Annotated in this window: 20 protein-coding genes; all 20 read right to left on the bottom strand. The window is 51.6% G+C overall.

The features are described 5' to 3' along the window. Nucleotides 1-8: 8 nt before the first annotated feature. Nucleotides 9-815, bottom strand: coding sequence for a VirB6/TrbL-like conjugal transfer protein, CD1112 family (locus tag J3349_RS04795; protein ID WP_207676621.1), 807 nt, complete (start codon nucleotides 813-815; stop codon nucleotides 9-11). After that, nucleotides 782-1,438, bottom strand: a complete 657-nt coding sequence (locus tag J3349_RS04800) for a CHC2 zinc finger domain-containing protein (protein ID WP_207676622.1) — start codon at nucleotides 1,436-1,438, stop codon at nucleotides 782-784. Before J3349_RS04800 ends, J3349_RS04795 begins: the two co-directional genes overlap by 34 nt. 65 nt (nucleotides 1,439-1,503) lie before the next feature. After that, nucleotides 1,504-3,096 carry a MobQ family relaxase gene (gene mobQ / locus J3349_RS04805; RefSeq protein WP_004612912.1) on the bottom strand — a complete coding sequence of 531 codons (1,593 nt, stop codon included), beginning with the start codon at nucleotides 3,094-3,096 and terminating at the stop codon, nucleotides 1,504-1,506. A gap of 285 nt (nucleotides 3,097-3,381) precedes the next feature. Continuing rightward, nucleotides 3,382-3,687, bottom strand: a complete 306-nt coding sequence (locus J3349_RS04810; protein ID WP_004612914.1) for a DUF3847 domain-containing protein — start codon at nucleotides 3,685-3,687, stop codon at nucleotides 3,382-3,384. 86 nt (nucleotides 3,688-3,773) lie between these two features. Further along, complete coding sequence (locus J3349_RS04815) at nucleotides 3,774-4,331, bottom strand: HD domain-containing protein (RefSeq protein ID WP_004612915.1); 558 nt, start codon at nucleotides 4,329-4,331, stop codon at nucleotides 3,774-3,776. A 146-nt stretch (nucleotides 4,332-4,477) separates the two neighbouring features. After that, nucleotides 4,478-4,768: a hypothetical protein gene (locus tag J3349_RS04820; RefSeq protein ID WP_004612917.1), complete on the bottom strand. Its 291-nt coding sequence runs from the start codon at nucleotides 4,766-4,768 to the stop codon at nucleotides 4,478-4,480. Beyond that, nucleotides 4,746-5,042, bottom strand: coding sequence for a hypothetical protein (locus J3349_RS04825; RefSeq protein ID WP_004612918.1), 297 nt, complete (start codon nucleotides 5,040-5,042; stop codon nucleotides 4,746-4,748). Before J3349_RS04825 ends, J3349_RS04820 begins: the two co-directional genes overlap by 23 nt. A 109-nt stretch (nucleotides 5,043-5,151) precedes the next feature. Beyond that, a complete protein-coding gene (locus tag J3349_RS04830; protein WP_004612919.1) occupies nucleotides 5,152-5,424 on the bottom strand; it encodes a DUF6809 family protein in 273 nt (90 codons plus the stop codon). 17 nt (nucleotides 5,425-5,441) lie between these two features. Beyond that, nucleotides 5,442-5,789 (bottom strand): TnpV protein, encoded by a 348-nt coding sequence (locus tag J3349_RS04835; protein ID WP_004612920.1) that lies wholly within the window; start codon nucleotides 5,787-5,789, stop codon nucleotides 5,442-5,444. Nucleotides 5,790-5,791: 2 nt separating this feature from the next. Further along, nucleotides 5,792-6,526, bottom strand: a complete 735-nt coding sequence (locus tag J3349_RS04840) for a hypothetical protein (protein WP_242699501.1) — start codon at nucleotides 6,524-6,526, stop codon at nucleotides 5,792-5,794. A 95-nt stretch (nucleotides 6,527-6,621) separates the two neighbouring features. Then, entirely contained in the window at nucleotides 6,622-7,248 is a 627-nt protein-coding gene (locus tag J3349_RS04845) for a flavodoxin family protein (RefSeq protein ID WP_207676623.1), read from the bottom strand. A gap of 43 nt (nucleotides 7,249-7,291) precedes the next feature. Then, nucleotides 7,292-8,851, bottom strand: coding sequence for a carboxylesterase family protein (locus J3349_RS04850; RefSeq protein WP_207676624.1), 1,560 nt, complete (start codon nucleotides 8,849-8,851; stop codon nucleotides 7,292-7,294). Between the two features lie 22 nt (nucleotides 8,852-8,873). After that, entirely contained in the window at nucleotides 8,874-9,551 is a 678-nt protein-coding gene (locus J3349_RS04855; RefSeq protein ID WP_242699502.1) for a flavodoxin, read from the bottom strand. A 50-nt stretch (nucleotides 9,552-9,601) separates the two neighbouring features. Next, nucleotides 9,602-10,753: an alpha/beta fold hydrolase gene (locus J3349_RS04860; RefSeq protein ID WP_242699503.1), complete on the bottom strand. Its 1,152-nt coding sequence runs from the start codon at nucleotides 10,751-10,753 to the stop codon at nucleotides 9,602-9,604. Between the two features lie 72 nt (nucleotides 10,754-10,825). Continuing rightward, nucleotides 10,826-11,671: an aldo/keto reductase gene (locus tag J3349_RS04865; protein ID WP_207676627.1), complete on the bottom strand. Its 846-nt coding sequence runs from the start codon at nucleotides 11,669-11,671 to the stop codon at nucleotides 10,826-10,828. Nucleotides 11,672-11,685: 14 nt separating this feature from the next. Next, entirely contained in the window at nucleotides 11,686-12,426 is a 741-nt protein-coding gene (locus tag J3349_RS04870) for a carboxymuconolactone decarboxylase family protein (RefSeq protein ID WP_207676628.1), read from the bottom strand. Between the two features lie 2 nt (nucleotides 12,427-12,428). Next, nucleotides 12,429-13,589 (bottom strand): iron-containing alcohol dehydrogenase, encoded by a 1,161-nt coding sequence (locus tag J3349_RS04875; RefSeq protein ID WP_207676629.1) that lies wholly within the window; start codon nucleotides 13,587-13,589, stop codon nucleotides 12,429-12,431. 33 nt (nucleotides 13,590-13,622) lie between these two features. Next, complete coding sequence (locus J3349_RS04880) at nucleotides 13,623-14,159, bottom strand: flavodoxin family protein (RefSeq protein WP_207676630.1); 537 nt, start codon at nucleotides 14,157-14,159, stop codon at nucleotides 13,623-13,625. A 1-nt stretch (nucleotide 14,160) separates the two neighbouring features. Next, a complete protein-coding gene (locus tag J3349_RS04885) occupies nucleotides 14,161-15,285 on the bottom strand; it encodes an aldo/keto reductase (protein WP_207676648.1) in 1,125 nt (374 codons plus the stop codon). Between the two features lie 242 nt (nucleotides 15,286-15,527). Further along, nucleotides 15,528-16,430, bottom strand: coding sequence for a LysR family transcriptional regulator (locus J3349_RS04890; RefSeq protein ID WP_207676631.1), 903 nt, complete (start codon nucleotides 16,428-16,430; stop codon nucleotides 15,528-15,530). Between the last annotated feature and the right edge of the window lie 129 nt (nucleotides 16,431-16,559).

The following is a 16,559-nucleotide window of genomic DNA, read 5'->3' on the forward strand; positions in this document are numbered from 1 at the left end:
CACCCCCTTTAATGCGCTCCGAGAACAGATTTCGTCACGGAGCTGGTTTTGAACAGACTGAAACAGAGCAGGACGGTGTAGCCGACAATGCCCCAGATCGAATTGATGGCATCGCCGGAAATCGCCACATTCTGAATCAACACGGCATAGATGGCCACGCAGATGAGGATGAGAAAGCCCTGAAATCCCAGCGCAAACAAGCATTTCAGATAGTTCTGTCCCATATGGCTCTGTTCATGGTTGCCCCATGTTGCCATGGGAATCGGCGCAAGGCTCACCATACAGTAGATCTCAATCATGCGTCCGTACACAATGACGAAAATCACGATTGAGAGGATTCTCATGGTGATGCCGATGAAGAAGCTCTGCAAAAAAAGCCCGAAGAGTGGACCGACATCCATTTGCATCAGACTGGCTTCCAGCATCGACAGGCCGATTTCATTGACGCGAGTATTGCCCGCAATAATGCCGCTGGAATCGGACACGACTTTCTGCGTCAGGTCAAAGACTGCCATCACAATATCGAACGTGTTGGAGATGAACCATACTGAAACAGCGGTCTTGAAAATCCAGCGCATAATAAGTGCTGGCTCAAACTGCGCCATGTTGTTATGCTGGGTTATCATTTCAATCAGTTCGTAACAGGCGATAAATGTGAGGATAATGCCCGCAATCGGCAGAACCACGTTCCGGGAGAGGGCTTCGATCATGGCGAACACTCTCGGCTCAAAGCTGGAGGGCTTGGTGCCCACCTGCTGTGCAATGTTGCCCACCTGCGTGTTCACATCATCAAACAGCCCGCTGAGATTGGACATCGGTCAAGTCCAGACTTCCTCTGACTTCTTCCACGGTCATGCTCGGCTGTGTGTCCTGCAATTCGCTGTTCAAGTTTCATCACCTCTTTTCTCTGCTCGGCTACAAGAGCTTTCTTTTCTTCGGGAGTGTCATAGAGAAGAATATCCAGCAGGTATTCGATATAGCTTTTCTTCTCCAATGCTTCCACAAAAAGCGGGTGCCACACTTCATCCGTCCGTTGCGGTGCGTATTGCTTTTCCCACTTCCTCAGAAGATGGAAGTAATCGGACAGCACCTTGTAGCAGTGATTTTCTTCCTGCTGATATTTCTGCTCCGGGGTAGGCTCTCGGATTTTCGGTCTGATTGACGGTTTCTGTCTGCTGTCATAGCTGATACCAAAATCATCAGCTATCTTCATGGCGGCTTCTTTGCTCGGCAAGCCAAACAGTCGGGAAACAAAGTCAACTGCGTCTCCATCTGCCTGACAGCCAAAGCAATGAAAGCGGCGGTCAAGTTTCATGCTGGGGTTCTTATCATTGTGAAAGGGGCAGACCGCCATTCCGTTTCGTCTAATACGGATTCCATAGCGTTCTGCCGCCTGTCGGGTTGTTACATTCTGTTTTACTGCTTCAAATAAATTCAATAGGCATTTCCTCCTGAAATAGAAAAAGCACCTGCTATTTTCCAAATGAAAACGGCAAGTGCCTGTTAAAGTTCCATATCCTGTTTTTTCTGCTTGGGTGCTTTCTGCACCTGTTTCTGTTTCTTCTGTTCCTGCTCATACTGCAAGCGTTCTTTGAGAGAATGCTTCGGCTCTGGCTGTTTCTCTCCCGTCTGTTCCGGCGATAGAACCTTGCTAACCCAGTAGCGAATATCTTTCATCGGCTTCAATTCTTCATTGACTGCGGCAAGCTGTTCTTTCAGATCAGCGTGAGTAGTCCGCAGACCGTCATATTCTTTTTGCAAGGCTTTCAAATCCACATTCAAATCAGCACCATGCTTTTTCAGAATGCGGTATGCCTTATTAAAAGCGGTCAGCTCGTCCTTATGACTTTCGACATAGGCTTCCTTTCGGATTTTCCAGCCGATTTTGATATACTTGTCATGGACTGCTTTATGCTTTTCACAATCAGCAACGGCGGTCTGAATGGCGGTAATGGCTTTCATGCGGTTAGCGGCTTTCTGCATATCTTCACGAATGGCAGTAGCCTTTTCACTCACCCCTTGCAGGGCAATGTCCAAATCTTCCAGCGTGAAAAGCTCATGCCGTTGTAGATAGACGGTCGCTTGGGAAATGGTTTTCAAATCATCGGTCGTGCCTTTCTGCTGTCCGTATCTCGACCATTCGCTACGCTCTGCCTTTCGCAGATTCAGATAATCACGCAGTAGAACGGCAAGGTTCGGAGAAGCATTTTTCTTTTCCGCTTCATTTTCTGCAATGACTTCTTTGGTGGCTTCCAGAATGTCAGCAATCCAGTCACGCAGACTTTTGATAGTGCTGCGGATAGCGTTCATCATGCGGTTGGCGGCTTTAATGTCTCGGTTGAGATTGCCGATGTTGGTGGCAATGCCTTTTCGCTCCAACGCAGAGACAGCCGTTCCCATGTGGACTGTCGGGATAATGTCAAGTCCCTGTCTTTCATAGGAACGCATATCAATCCGTTCTGGACTTCCGGCAAGTTCCAGATATTTGTTCTGAACAATTTCCCAACCATGCCGCCATTCCTCGGCATGGTACTGTTCGTTCCAGTCAACGGTATCTTCCTTATGGCTTTTCCATCTGCCGGATGGGAGCTTGATACGCTCGCCGTTTTCGTCAAGGTCATAAACCTTGCGGCTCTTAGGCATCCATTTTCCATTTTCATCAATGGCTCGCATGGTCAGCATGAAATGGCAATGGGGATTGTGTCCCGGCGGATCGGGGTCATGGATTGCGAAATCACAACACATTCCCTTTGAAACAAACTGTTCCTCGCAGTATTCTTTGACCATCTGCGGTAACAGCTCCATCGGGACTTCTCTGGGCAGGGCGGCAACAAACCGTCTTGCAAGCTGTGAGTTCCATTGCTTTTCGATTTCTTCAACGGAGTTCCAGAGGGTTGCTCGGTCTGCATATTCGGGTGGAGCATTTGGGGGCAGCATGATTTCCGTATAGACCACTTCTTTTTTGCAAGTGTAATTCTTGGTTTTCTGGTCATACTCGGAAAACAGCTTTTCTCCGGCTTGGTAGGCAGCTCCGGCAACCGCAGAGTTGCCTTTGCTTCGCTGAGTGATTTTGATATTGAAGTGGGGTACTGGCAATTTGTGTGAACCTCCTTTCGGTGCAAAAAAATGACCGATACTTTTCAGCAGCGGTCAGGTGGTGGAATATAAACTTGCTGTCGGGGAATGATTGCTTGCAATCGTTTCCCGGCGGCAAGTCCACAAAGGGGTAGTTGGCAAAGCCAACGCAGGGGAAGTGTAGCTTCCCCTGTATGATTGGAGCAGACTGCGGAAATCATCAGCTCCCTGCAAGGGGCTTTCGGCAGAACGCAATGCACAACCTTTAGGTGGTGTATAATTGCGCCCTTTTTCCAAAAGGGTCTTTTAGCTCCCGTTCGGCTGCCCCAATTCCTTTCGGTTCGCAATCAGCAAATCCAACTTCTTTTGAACCGCTTCGCTGTGAAAGATGAAAGTCAAAAGCTCCATCACATCATCATCGGTCAGAGTGGTCGGCTCTTTCAAAAAGGTTTCCAACATTCCGGCACGAGTGCAAAGGCGGTGGGTTCGCTCACTTCGGGTCAACCTCTTTAATTCGCTCTGCAATCGCTTTTCCTTGTGCATGGCTGCGGTCAGCTTTCGCTCGACCACATATTTCTCACGCTCCAATTTTTCCAGTTCTTCTTTACTCATAGACAAGCTCCTTTCGCAATAATGGATAAAACAAAAGCGACCAACTTTTTACGGTTGATCGCCTTTGGCTTAGACAATACTTATAACTATTTTTCTATCTTTGCAAGTGTATCCTCTCGTATAGCTTGTCGTAATGTAGTAAGATATTCTGAAAAACTCACTCGGTCATCTGCATAAGTCAAATTTAATTTATACTCTTTCGGAATCCATGTAGATAAATCAGAAGCGTTATGCTGAATTAAAGCTTCCAAGCTATCAATAGCTTTATATATCTTAGCTTCGACAGTTTTTCTTTCTGTCATCTCATTATATAGAGCTTTCATTTCTTCTGCATAATAAGACGGTAACGTATCTATCCAGTTAAATAGTAAATTTTCTTCTATATCCTCATGCACTTGCTTTTTATCAAAGGTAGGAATGTCTCCTGTAAAGCATTCACCCAAATCATGAATAATACACATACGAATAACTTTATCCATATCAACATCTGGAAACTCATCCCGCATAAAAAAAGCCATCAGCGTCATCATCCAGCTATGTTCTGCTACACTCTCGTGTCTTCCTTTCGATGTATAGCAATGCCTTGTCGTATCTTTTAAACGCTCAGCGACACTTAGCGCATTTAATAATTCTCTGGAATTCATAATTTTACCTCCACATTATCAAATTACATATTCATTTTCTCTTACTCCATATAATCTATCTCCGGTATCTCCATTATACGGCAGTAAATACCCAACATCAAGTGCAGACCCGACATTTTGACCGCAAATCAACCCAAAATGCTACATCATTCCATCTGGCTATTGAAACCGTTTTGCTTGGCGTTCTCGCTTGCTTTTCGTCTGCGTTCCTCGCTGTACGGCGGTTGCAGACGGATAGAAAGTCTGGACTTGTCCAGAAGATAAGTCACACCGCCTTGCTCATGGGATTTTTCCAGTCGGCAGAGATCGGGGTGCTTTTTACTGAACAATGCCAGTCGCTTTCGCAGGCTGGCATTGTAGGTGTAGATACTGGCTGTGTCCTCGCCCTCATTAAAGAGGATGATAGTTTCTTTTTCATACTTCGTCAGCTTCGCCATAACTTTTCTCCATGTGATGATTCCAGTAGCTATCCATAATGACTGCCTTGTGCTGGTAGTATTCCTGCATCTGCAAACGCAGATTGTAGTAGAAACGACGATACCATTTGTCGCACTTCTCGTCACTCAGCTTGACCGACAGCATATAGAACAGTTTCTTTGCCGCCGGATCAGGAGTAAGGGCAGCTACATAACGCAAACGCTCAACCGTTGCTTCACGGTTCGGACAGCCAAAGGTATACAGGGTTTTCATTTCCTTCAGGTTCATTTTCATTCAAAAGTCCTCCTTGATAGTTGATAAAATAAAAGCGACAGATACTCAGAATAGAAATACCTGTCGCTTTGCTCACGATATTAAATTGTTGGTTCTGCACTTGACTTTTTTACTTAAAGTCGGGCAGTTCGTATATCTCTTTCATCAGCAGAACGCCCATTGTAAAACCATACTTGAAATGTTCCTCGGTCTGCATAGTCTGGCAGTCTGCAAAATTGTCATTGAGCTTATCCAGCTTCGCATAATCTTCTTTGCTCAATGTCTGCTCAAAGTATCGCATGATGTCTGCGATTGCCTGTCCTGCTTCCCGAAACTTCTCTGATTTCGGTACTACCGTTTCTGCCGGATAAATCTCTCCATTGAAGATTGCTTCTAAAATCATAAATTCACGCTCCTTTCTCAGCAGTAAATCAGCTCGCCCTTGATGGCTTCCTCAGCCTGTGCAACACAAGCGTTCATCTGGCGAACCCATTCGATTTGATTTTCGGCTTTGAGCTGCTCCGTCACGCCGTATGCCTTTGCAAGCTGTGGCACGATGATTTCCATACGCTTCTTGGCGGTTTCCTCAATCTCCGCACAATGCTCATAGAGAGTTTCATTCAGCACCATGTCGGAGAACAGGACTGGATTAGCCAGTCGCAGATACTCCTTTCGCATCCGTCCCCACTTGCCAAGACGGATATTCGGATTTTTCAGCTTGATGTCGGGGATGTAGTAGTCTCCACATTTGATAAAATTCAGTTCCATATTCAAGCACCTTTCTTTCTGTGATATTCTTCCCTGCGTTTGGCAAGGGTAGTTTCATAGCGTTTGATTGCATCGGGGTCTCCGGCTTCTGCATCGGCTTTCATTTTCTGATAGCTTCTGACAGTAGCTTGGCTCTGATACTTTCGCATTTCAGCCAGCTTCTTTGCTGCTTCTTCATCGGTCTTGGCAAGCTCTACAAGGGCTTCACGCTCTGCCTGTCGCTTGGCAGTTCTTGTCCTCGTGTATTCAGCCTTGCGTTCTGCCATCATAGCGGCATATTCGGGGTCTGCCGCCATGCGTTCTTCCTCACGCTCCTTTTTTCGCTGTCTGGCTACGGCTTCTTTTTCTTTCAAGGCTTGCCATTCCTCGGCGGCTTTCGGGTCTGTCTTGGCGGCTTCTTTCAGCTCCTTTCGGGAAAGTTTCTTTTGCCTGTTGGCTCGTTCTGTCCGTTTGCGTTCCGCTTCCAGTAGCTTTTCACGCTGTAAGCGTTCCTTTTCTTCCATTTGGGCGATATAGGCAGGGTCGGCTTCTCTGGCTTCCTTGATTTTCTGCTGTCTGCGGTGGTTTCGCTCACGCTGCAAGGCAAGTTTGCGTTCATCCACTTCGGACGAGGTCGTGATGGATGTGCGGGTCGAAACCGAAGAAACCGTATTGACTGGCACAGAGGATGCCGCCCCGGTGCAGGCGGATAATAAAACGGTCAAAGCGGTGGAAACCGCGAAAATCACGCTGCGCATAAAATCACCTCGCAAAAATCAGGGAAATGGGAAAGCCGGGACGTTTCCGTCCCGGCTTTCCCTGCAACAAAGAAGGAGGAATATGGAACATTTCCTCAATGATGGAAGTTTGTGAAGATAGCAGGTTCTTTTTCGGGCAGGCCAATCTGTTGCTTGCCTATCTGGATACTCTTCATCAAAAAGGCCATGTTGCGGCCAAGTGTGCGCATGGTCTGCAAGCCCTCGGCATCTTTCTTGACCTCTTCGGCAGAGCCGCCGTAGACCATGTTCCAATACTGGCTGCTGGCCACTGGCATCCCACACATGGTAAAATATTTGTTCAGCACATCGTAGGAAGCAGTGTTGCCGCCGCGCCGACAGGTCACGACCGAAGCACCCACTTTCATGGTCTTGTCGATGTTCAGGGTACTGAAGAACAGGCGGTCCATAAAGGAGATCGCGCCGCCTGCCGGGGAACCAAAGTACACCGGAGCGCCAATGACAAAGGCATCGGCTTCAGCCAACTTGGGGGCTACTTCGTTGACAATATCATCAAAGACGCACTTGTTGGAGCCGGTGCTGTGGCAGCGGCGGCAGGCGATGCAGCCCCGGATGTCCCTGTTGCCCACATGGACGATCTCGGTTTCAATGCCCTCGGCTTCCAGCGTATTTGCCAGTTCGGTCAGGGCCGTAAAGGTGCAGCCGTTGGGCCGCGGACTGCCGTTGATGAGCAATGCTTTCATACAAACATTCTCCTTTTGATAATAGGCGCTTTCCTTTTTGAATTTAATACTCGTAATCCGGCACCAGCAGCTTGAGCAGGGCATCGTCGTGGTGATAGACCAGCGTAGAGGTGGTGTCCAGCAGCATGGTGGCACCACCCTCACGGGTGTAAGCTTCCCAAGTGGGCAGAGAGTCTGCGCTGGGAATGCCACTTCGTGCAAAATTGACCCAGATGGAGCTGAACAGGTCGTTCATAGCGGAAACGTCCGAGTGGCGGAAAATATAGGGAATCTCTGCACCGTGGTTCGAGCTGCCGTAGGTCAACAGATAGGCATAGACCGGCGCGCCGTTCTGATCCGCTTTGTGGCTCATCGTTTTGAGGATGGGCAAGCGAATCAGGGTATCCACATGGTCAGCGGTCAGGTCGGTTTTGTCCGGGTAGGCCGTTTTCAGGGCCGCAGAAAGCGCATCGGTATCCACACCGTCCGTCGAAGTGCGGTAGAAGCCGGTCCACTCGTTCAGGTTGCTGCCAATGAGCAGGGGAATGTCCTGCCCAGCATCGGCAAAGTTTGTTTCGGTGACGGGGCTGGTGGGCAGAAAATCGCCATCCACCACCGGCTCCCACTCCATCTGGTAGCCATCGGTAAGCGGTGCCGGGATCTGGAATTCCTGCGCCGTTGCGTCCAGCGCCTTGGTGGCGGCGGATTGCAGTTTGTCCACGGCAACGATCTGGAGCTGCTCGATGTTTTCAGGGGCAATGTTCAGTTCTGCCAGCAGGTTTTCGGCCAGCCGGGTGCTGGCTTCCTGCGAAGTGAAATTGACGCCCACAGTCTCCGTGACGCCGCTTTCCACGATACCCTTGTGGAAGAGGCCGACGGCATAAGGCGTGGACATGAGTCCCAGCACCTTGGCACCGCCGCCGGACTGACCGAACACGATCACGTTGTCCGGGTCACCGCCAAATACTTCGATGTTCTGCTGGATCCATTCCAATGCGGCGATGATATCCCACATGCCGACATTGGCGGAATCCTTGTACTTCTCGTCATAGGCAGAAAGGTCGAGGTAACCGAACACGTTCAGCCGGTGGTTGACGCTCACCACGACGACGTCTCCATTTTTTGCAAGCGCTTCGCCGTCGTAGCTGGAATCATTCGCCGTGCCGGTGGAGAAACCGCCGCCGTGGAGCCAGACCAGCACCGGGCGCAGACCGCCGTCGTTCAGGCCGGGGGTCCAGATGTTCAGGTTCTGGCAGTTGTTGTCCGTGCCGTCCTGATTGCCCGCGCCAAAGCCCAGCATCGAGCCTTGGGGGGACATCGGCCCGTAGCTGTCCGCCTTGAGGACACCTTCCCATGGAGTGACCGGTCCGGCGGTCACAAAGCGTTCGGCTGCCTCGGCATAGGGGACACCCAAATAGCGGTAAATGCCATCGTTGATCGTGCCCTGAAGCTGGCCTTCTGCCACGGTGACGATCTCACCGTCCTCGCCGGGGCCGGGGGTCGTATCCGGGGTGAAGCGGCTGCGGATGTAGGCCGCGCCGCCGACGCCGCCCGCCACAAGAACGCCGCCGGTCACGCCGAGGATCGTCAGAAACTTACGCCGGGAAATCTTTTTCTTTTTCATGGGAAGATACTCCTTTTAGATTTTACAAATTCAGCCCTGCGATCCAGCTTGCAATATCGCTCTCACTGCTGCCGCGGCTGAACCGCTGGCCGTCCAGCCAAGTGCCGGCGTCCGCTAATTCTGCCAGCAGCTCACCGCTCTGGCCGATGCCGGAGGAAGTCGAAGTGCAGAACGGAATGACCGTTTTGCCGGTGAAGTCATTGACGGCAACAAAGCTGCTCATGGGCCATGCGGCGATGCCCCACCAGATGGGGTAGCCGATGAACACGGTGTCGTAATCGTCCCAGCCGTCCACATCGGTGCTTTCCAAAGCTACAGCACGAAGGCCCTCGTCGTTGTGTTCACGGGAAACGCGGCTGTCATTGTTCGTCCAGTTCAAATCATCGGAGGTATAAGGGTCAGACGGAACGACTTCAAACAGGTCAGCACCCACGGTGTCGGCGATGGTCTGCGCTACGCCCTGTGTAGTGCCGGTGGCGGAGAAATACACCACCAGCGTTTTGCCCGTAGTCGTTACCGTGCTGGCAGTTTCCGAAGAAGCAGCCGCGCTGGATGCGGCAACAGACGATGCCGCCGAGGAAGCCACAGAAGAACTGCTCACACTGCTAGCGGAATTGCCGGAGCAGGAAGCCAGCAGCAGGGCGGCAGCAGATGCGCCAGCAACCTGCAAAAACTGGCGGCGGGAAATTTTATTCTTCATACGAAGCACACCTCTATCTATGTGAAATGCCGGGAATCTCAGAGAATCGCTCATGCCAGTGAGCGGCTCTCCAGCCACTGATAAATGTGATCAGCTATCTCTTTGTTGTTCAGCTCTTGGAACATGAAGTGGGAGTTGCCGGTGATGCCGATTTTCGGCAGATCGACCACAGTGCAGTCACCGCCATCGGCATTGTACTGGGCAGCAAAGGCCAGTGCGCCGTCCCGTACCTGCCGCCAGAAGCTGGTGGACATGATATCTTCCGGGCCGTTGTCGATGTAATCGCCAAAGTAGATAGCGATTGGAATACCTGCGCTCAGCAGTTTCGTGTACTGCTCCGAGCCGATGGCAGGGGTTCCGCCCGGCTCAATGGCAACAATGGCGGCAATGTTGTCGGCAGGCACATTCCAGCCGACTGCACCGCCCTGCGAGTGGGTGACGAAAATGGACTTGTGGCCGGTCATGGTCTGCACGTCCTTCATCACCTCGCCCAGTGCGGCGGCAGCAACTGCCTGATCGAAGTCGCCGGTGTTGGGGGTCATCTGGCGGAAGAACTGATTCTGTGCAGCATCGCCCTCCGGGAACTGGGAGCCTTCGTACCGTTCCGGGGCAACGCGGCCAATACGGAAGTGGGTGTACCATGCCTGATCGCCGGGCTTGTAGTCCTTGGAGTCGGCAGACCAAGTATCGAGGAAACCGTCCGTGCTCATCTGGGCGGTACTGCCAGCCTCACCACGGCGGGGCTGGTCTACCAAGAACGCAGAGTAGCCGTTGCGCAGAAACAGATCGGCCCAGCCCTGACGGCCGTCCGGGGTGGTTATCCAGCCCATGCGGGACTGTCCATAGCCGTGCAGATAAACCATCGGCCAACCGTTGCTGTCTGCCGGGATTTGATACAGAACATTAGCGTGATCCACATGAGCGGTGTTGCCTGCACGGGTAGTGTCCAGCCAGTTGATGGTGGCATCATAAGTGCCTGCCACCGGTGCCGTGACCGTGCCGCCGGAGGAGAACATTCCTTGCTTGGCAATCGTCAGCGGGCCGTCCGGGTTCAGGCTGTTCTTTACCCAGCGGCTTACCTTGCCGTTTGTCTCGTCAATGGAAACAGGAGCCGCTGCACCTGTCAGCGCGGAAGCGGCTGCACCACCCACCATGGTGGCGGCAAGAACTTTCAGAAAACTTTTGCGCGTGATCTTATTCATCTTCATTTACCCTTTCATCTGGTTCATTTTCCGCAAAAAACTCTCCGCACCCAGCTACAAACTGCTTGAAATTTACTTCTGATCGTCCACGGGAGGAAACATGGTGGCGAATGCCGCCAGCTTATCCTCCGTGACCTCATAATACCGTTTATCCTTGTTCAGCGTGGTGATCTCCTGCATTTCTGCATCGGTCAGCGCAAAATCGAACACATCGAAGTTGTCGTGGATGTGGGCCGGGTTCTTGGAGCCGGGAATGACCACATTGCCTGCCTGAATGTGCCAGCGCAGAATAATTTGCACGTTGCTCTTGCCGTACTTTGCTGCAAGGCGGGTAAACAACGGCTCTTCCAGCAGGCCCTTGTCAGCGTGGCCCAGCGGATACCATGCCTGAATCACCATGCCATTCTCGGTGAGGAAGGCTTTCAGTTCTTTCTGCTGGGCGTAGGGGTGAACTTCGGTCTGGAGGATGGTAGGCTTGACTTCGCAGATGCTCAGAATTTCTTTGATCTGCTCCTCGTTGAAGTTGGACAGACCGATGGCACGGACTTTGCCCTCCTTGTAAGCCTTTTCCATCAGGCGATAACCGGCAACGTAATCACTGGCAGGCTGGTGAATGAGCAGCAGGTCGATGTAGTCGGTGTCCAGACGTGCCAGCGTCTTGTCCACAGCATCGGCATCGGTGTAGAAGGTCGGCCACAGCTTGGTTTCGAGGAAAATTTCCTCCCGCAGCAGACCGGACTTCTTCATGGCGCGGCCCACGGCTTTTTCGTTGCAGTAGGCGTTGGCGGTGTCGATCAAGCGGTAGCCGTTCTGCAAGGCGCTGACGCAGGAGGCCTCTGCCTCGTCCGGGGTCAAAAGAAATGTGCCGATGCCCTCCATCGGCATTTTTACGCCATTATTCAGAGATACATATTCCATTTCGAAAACTCCTTTTATTTCAGGTTGTTGTAGACTTCATCTGTAACAGGTTCACACCACTGACTGCGGCAGTTTTCTCCGGGTACTTCCACAGCCAGATGGGAGAACCAGCTGTCCGGCGCAGCGCCGTGCCAGTGTTTTACACCGGGCATAATGTTGATCACATCGCCGGGGTGCAGCTCCTGCGGCTCTTTGCCCCATTCCTGATAGTAGCCCCGGCCTGCCACGCAGACGAGGATCTGCCCGCCGCCCTTGTGGATATGCCAGTTGTTGCGGCAGCCGGGTTCAAAGGTCACATTGAAGATTTTGACTTGCTCCGTGGAGACTGGCGCAAGATAGCTCTGCCCGCTGAAATACTGTGCAAAGCCGTCATTGGGCGCGCCGATGGGGAAGACCATACTGTTCTGGTGCAGCTGCTTTTCATCAGTGTTTTCCGCATCTGCCCAGATGTCCTTTGCCATTCGGAATGCCGCCCAAGCCTTGGGCCAACCCGCATAAAACGCAGCGTGCGTCAGGATTTCCGCAATTTCACTGCGGGTGATTCCGTTTTCCTTGGCCATTTGCAGATGATGTCCGAAAGAGGTATCCGTCAGCCCCTGCGCCATCAGTGCTGTCACGGTGATGAGGGAACGGTCGCGTGCAGAAAGCTCGCTTTCCCGGCTCCAAACCTCACCGAAAAGAACATCATCATTGAGCTGCGCGAACTTCGGCGCAAATTCACCAAGCACATCTCTGCCTGCTGTAGTTTTCTTCATGGTCACTTGCACTCCTTCAAAATTTCGTAAATCTCGTCATGGCTCAGCTTCTTGCAGCAGCCGCCGGTCAGCACGGTGGAATCGGCCACAGCCTTGAGGTCGGTGTCGGCAGGGATGCCCAGTTCTGCAAAGGTGGTGGGCATCCCGATCTCCTTGATGAAGGCCGCCAGAGCCTCCACGCCAGCCTGTGCCAGTTTCAGCTCGGATTTGCCCGCCGGGTCGATGCCCCAGACGTTCTGTGCAAAGCGGGCGAACCGTGCGGTGTTGGCCGGGAGCAGGTGACGGTACAGCACCGGGTGAATGACCGCCAGACCAGCACCGTGGTTGCAGTTGGTGTAGGCACCCAGCTGATGCTCGATCATGTGACACTGGAAGTCGGTGACCTTGCCGATTTTCAGGATGCCGTTTTCGGCCATAGCCGAAGCCCATGCCAGCTCGCTGCGGGCCTCGTAGTTGTCCTTGTCGGTCAACAGGACGCGGATGTTGCGGATGACGCTGCGCATGACGGCTTCGTTGATGTCATCGGAGAGGTTGTTCTCGTCCGGCTTGCCGAAGTAAGTTTCCATCGCGTGGCTCAGGGTGTCGAACGCACCGGAAATGACCTGCTTCATGGGAACGGACAACGTGTAGGTGGGGTCGAGGAAAGCAAAGTCGGCCTGTGCACCCCACAGGGCCCCCTTAATCTTCTTTTCCTCATGGGTGATGACCGCGCCGTTGTTCATCTCGGAGCCGGTACCGAACACCGTGACGATGGTGCCCAGCGGGATGAACTCAGTGGGACGAGTATGCTTGGTGTTTTCCAGCTCCCACAAATCTTCGTCCACCTTGGCCTGTGCAGACACCACCTTGCAGCAGTCGGACACGGAACCGCCGCCCACGGCAAGGATCAAATCCACATGGTTCTCACGGGCCAGCTTTGCACCCTCCTGCACCTTGGCGTAGGTGGGATTGGGCATGATGCCGGGAAACTCCACGATGCGCTTACCCTCGGCGTTCAGAATACCGACGATTTCATCATAGACACCATTGTGCTTGATAGAACCGCCGCCGTAGGCCAGCATCACGGTATCGCCGTAGTGCTCCAGCAGACAGCCCAGATATTCCTTCACGCCACCCTTGCCGAAATAAACCTTGGTCTTGTTTTCAAACAGAAAGTTGTTCACAGCCGTTACACTCCTTTATATAAAATTGGGAAATCAGACGTTTTTGCCCATCTCGTAGGCTTCCTTCATGGCCGGGGAGGACATCACCTCGCCGGGTCGATATACGCCGGTGCCGTAGATGACCCCCTTTTCCTTGGCACCATTCAGGCAGGCGGTAAAGCCCCGGAAACACTCCAAAGTGCAGGCCATGGCATCACGGTTATCGTCCGCGCAGGTCATGATGAAATAGAACTCCTTGTTCGGAATGTTCGTCCACCGGGCAAGGCTGCGGTCGATGATGATCTTCATCTGTGCATCAATGGAGTAGAAGTACACTGGGCTTGCCATCACGATAACATCTGCCGCCTGCATTGCGTCCAGAATTTCGCTCATGTCATCGTTCAGGGCACACTTGCCGCCGTGGTCGCGGCAGTAATAGCAGGCATTGCAGGGCACAATCTTCTTGCTGCGCACGAAGATCTTTTGCACTTCATTGCCGCTCTCCTGCGCACCACGCATAAACTCACTGCACAGCAGGTCGGAGTTGCCGTCCTTGCGGGGACTGCCAGACAAAATCAAAATTTTCTTCATCTCAGAACTCTCCATCCCATTCGCGTACAGGGTTCACGAATGCTCTTCCCATCAAATCATAATTCAGATTGAAGTATCTTCCGCTTTCGCCCTGATCCATTGCGCGAATCTGCTCCATTTCGGTATCCGTCAATTCAAAATCAAAAATATCAATATTTTCCCGGATGTGGTCAGGATTTGTAGAGCCGGGGATTGCCGAAAGCCCTTCCTGTATGTGCCAGCGAAGAATCGTCTGCACAACGCTCTTGTTGTGAGCGGCTGCAATCGTAGTCAGCGTCTCGTGATTCAGCAGCTTGGGGTCGGCGTGTCCCAGAGGATACCAGCACTCTACCTGCATATTGTATTGTTTTGCAAGCTTTCGGGTCTCCTGCCGCTGTGCAAAAGGATGGCATTCGATTTGCATGATTTGCGGGTGGATCTCCTGCTCCATGATGGCGTTGAATGCTTCCATCCGGTTGTCGAAGTTGCTGATGCCCAGTGCGCGGACTTTGCCTTCCCGATAGGCTTGTTCAAGTCCCTGCCATGCACTGATAATCGTTTCAATGTCGCCTGCGGGATGGTGGAGATACACAAGATCGAGATACTCGACTCCCAAATGGTTCAGCATCTCATCCAACGCCTGATAGACATTTTCAAAATCGCTGGGCCAGAACTTGCTCGTAAGCCAGATTTCTTCGCGCGGAACACCGCTGTCAACAATACCCTGTCCGACACCGCGCTCATTCAGGTATCCATGTGCATCATCCAAATGCCGATAATCCAGGTCGAGGGCCGTCGCGGATGCTTCGCGGGATGTCCGATTGAGAACGCCGAGGTCGCCGCGTTCCAGACTTTGAATCTGCGTACCAAGACCAAGCTGAGGCATCTGCACTCCGTTGTTCAAAGTCAGAAGCGGTACATTTGCCAAAGAGACGATATTGGAGATACTTGCGGCTCCCTCACCCGGAGCTTCTGCCTGATACTTGCTGAAGTCGGTTGTGTCGGCAGAAACAGAAGGCTTCCTGCGCAACCAATCAAAAATGCCGAATTGTCCGGCGGCACTGGCGTTGCAGGCAGTCGTAGCTGTTGCAGAACCAGCAATAGCGCATACTTTCATAAAATTACGACGCGAAATCATCTTTTTCATATGGTTCAGCTCCCTGTTAAGATTTGCTCTCTTTTTACTGGTTTGAATATAACATATTTTGCAGCCGAGCAGAATCTCCGATTTGTTCATCTGTTAGAAGTCAAAGGTTATAACCGAATCATAATACCCGTTCATTGTAAATCTTGGAGCGCACTTCAGGTCAAGTGAAAATTCAATGAAAGAAAAAAGACCGCTGCACGTTGTATCGTGCAACAGTCTTTACATGGTAGTATGATCAAAAATCAGCCGTACAATTCTTTGCTGGCAATTTTAGCGGCATCCAGAAAACGCTGAACGGTATGTGTTGGGTGGGGGGAATGCAGGATACCGTAAGGAATGCTATACTCCCAATCCACAGGGAGAAGTTTCAACAGTGGATGGACATTTGCCCATCCGGGAATCGCCAATAAGACATCATTGCTGTTTTCACAGCGGTTGAAGATGTCCATATTATAGAATTCAAAATCCACGATTTTGATTTGTGGGTGATGCTGCCATAAATCGTCCCGGAGCTCATCTACATAATGGCTCCAACCACGGTGCATCAGCAGTAGATTTTCGCCGTACAGGTCTGTGATCTGCAAGCGGTCTTTTGCCGCAAGTTTATGATGGATGGAAACCGCGCAGTAAAACGGCCCGCGAACCAGTTCCAGACCGGCACATTTGCGCAGATGCAGCATCGTATCATCAAAGATGCCGCCTACTACATCAATGTTCGTGCCGAGGTTCGCCAGAATTTCCCGTGCATTTTCCGGGGTGTTTTCAAAAGGCACAATCTGGAATTTGATGTCCGGGCAGATGGTCTGCACTTTCGACCACAGTTCCATGAGCAGCTGGGCAGGTGTCATGGGAGAGGAACCAATGCGGATGACGTTGGAATCCTCCTGCATTGCGTTCCGGGCACGAATGACAGAATCATGGCAGTATTGAATGATGTACTTGGCATCCTGATACATGGAACGGCCTGCTTTGGTCAGTGTTAGTCCCCGGCGAGTACGCTTGAACAGCTTGACACCAAGGGAATCTTCCAATAGGTTGATCTGCTTGATGATGGCCGTTGGCGTGATGTAGCTTTCCTCTGCCGCCTTGTTGAAGCTGCCTGCATCCGCCACACGGATGAAGGTTTCCAGCTGATGATTGTACATGAAAACACCTGCCCTTCGGAGATTTCTATAAGAATAGGATAACATCTGATTGTGTTAAAATCAAGAAGTGTTCCAGACCAATTAAGCAAAGTCAATAGCACAGGTAGCCAATAAGAACGAAATCGAACG

This window comes from Faecalibacterium sp. Marseille-P9590 (assembly GCF_017377665.1).
Taxonomy (GTDB): Bacteria; Bacillota; Clostridia; order Oscillospirales; family Ruminococcaceae; genus Faecalibacterium.

Coding starts and splice junctions, on each gene's coding strand:
- J3349_RS04820 (WP_004612917.1), bottom strand. CDS start 4,768: ATGGCGAAGCTGACGAAGTATGAAAAAGAAACTATCATCCTCTTTAAT.
- J3349_RS04815 (WP_004612915.1), bottom strand. CDS start 4,331: ATGAATTCCAGAGAATTATTAAATGCGCTAAGTGTCGCTGAGCGTTTA.
- J3349_RS04850 (WP_207676624.1), bottom strand. CDS start 8,851: ATGAAAAAGAAAAAGATTTCCCGGCGTAAGTTTCTGACGATCCTCGGC.
- J3349_RS04880 (WP_207676630.1), bottom strand. CDS start 14,159: ATGAAGAAAATTTTGATTTTGTCTGGCAGTCCCCGCAAGGACGGCAAC.
- J3349_RS04870 (WP_207676628.1), bottom strand. CDS start 12,426: ATGAAGAAAACTACAGCAGGCAGAGATGTGCTTGGTGAATTTGCGCCG.
- J3349_RS04835 (WP_004612920.1), bottom strand. CDS start 5,789: ATGGAACTGAATTTTATCAAATGTGGAGACTACTACATCCCCGACATC.
- J3349_RS04840 (WP_242699501.1), bottom strand. CDS start 6,526: ATGCGCAGCGTGATTTTCGCGGTTTCCACCGCTTTGACCGTTTTATTA.
- J3349_RS04885 (WP_207676648.1), bottom strand. CDS start 15,285: ATGAAAAAGATGATTTCGCGTCGTAATTTTATGAAAGTATGCGCTATT.
- J3349_RS04825 (WP_004612918.1), bottom strand. CDS start 5,042: ATGAAAATGAACCTGAAGGAAATGAAAACCCTGTATACCTTTGGCTGT.
- J3349_RS04890 (WP_207676631.1), bottom strand. CDS start 16,430: ATGTACAATCATCAGCTGGAAACCTTCATCCGTGTGGCGGATGCAGGC.
- J3349_RS04860 (WP_242699503.1), bottom strand. CDS start 10,753: ATGAATAAGATCACGCGCAAAAGTTTTCTGAAAGTTCTTGCCGCCACC.
- J3349_RS04845 (WP_207676623.1), bottom strand. CDS start 7,248: ATGAAAGCATTGCTCATCAACGGCAGTCCGCGGCCCAACGGCTGCACC.
- J3349_RS04865 (WP_207676627.1), bottom strand. CDS start 11,671: ATGGAATATGTATCTCTGAATAATGGCGTAAAAATGCCGATGGAGGGC.
- J3349_RS04795 (WP_207676621.1), bottom strand. CDS start 815: ATGTCCAATCTCAGCGGGCTGTTTGATGATGTGAACACGCAGGTGGGC.
- J3349_RS04830 (WP_004612919.1), bottom strand. CDS start 5,424: ATGATTTTAGAAGCAATCTTCAATGGAGAGATTTATCCGGCAGAAACG.
- J3349_RS04810 (WP_004612914.1), bottom strand. CDS start 3,687: ATGAGTAAAGAAGAACTGGAAAAATTGGAGCGTGAGAAATATGTGGTC.
- J3349_RS04855 (WP_242699502.1), bottom strand. CDS start 9,551: ATGAAGAATAAAATTTCCCGCCGCCAGTTTTTGCAGGTTGCTGGCGCA.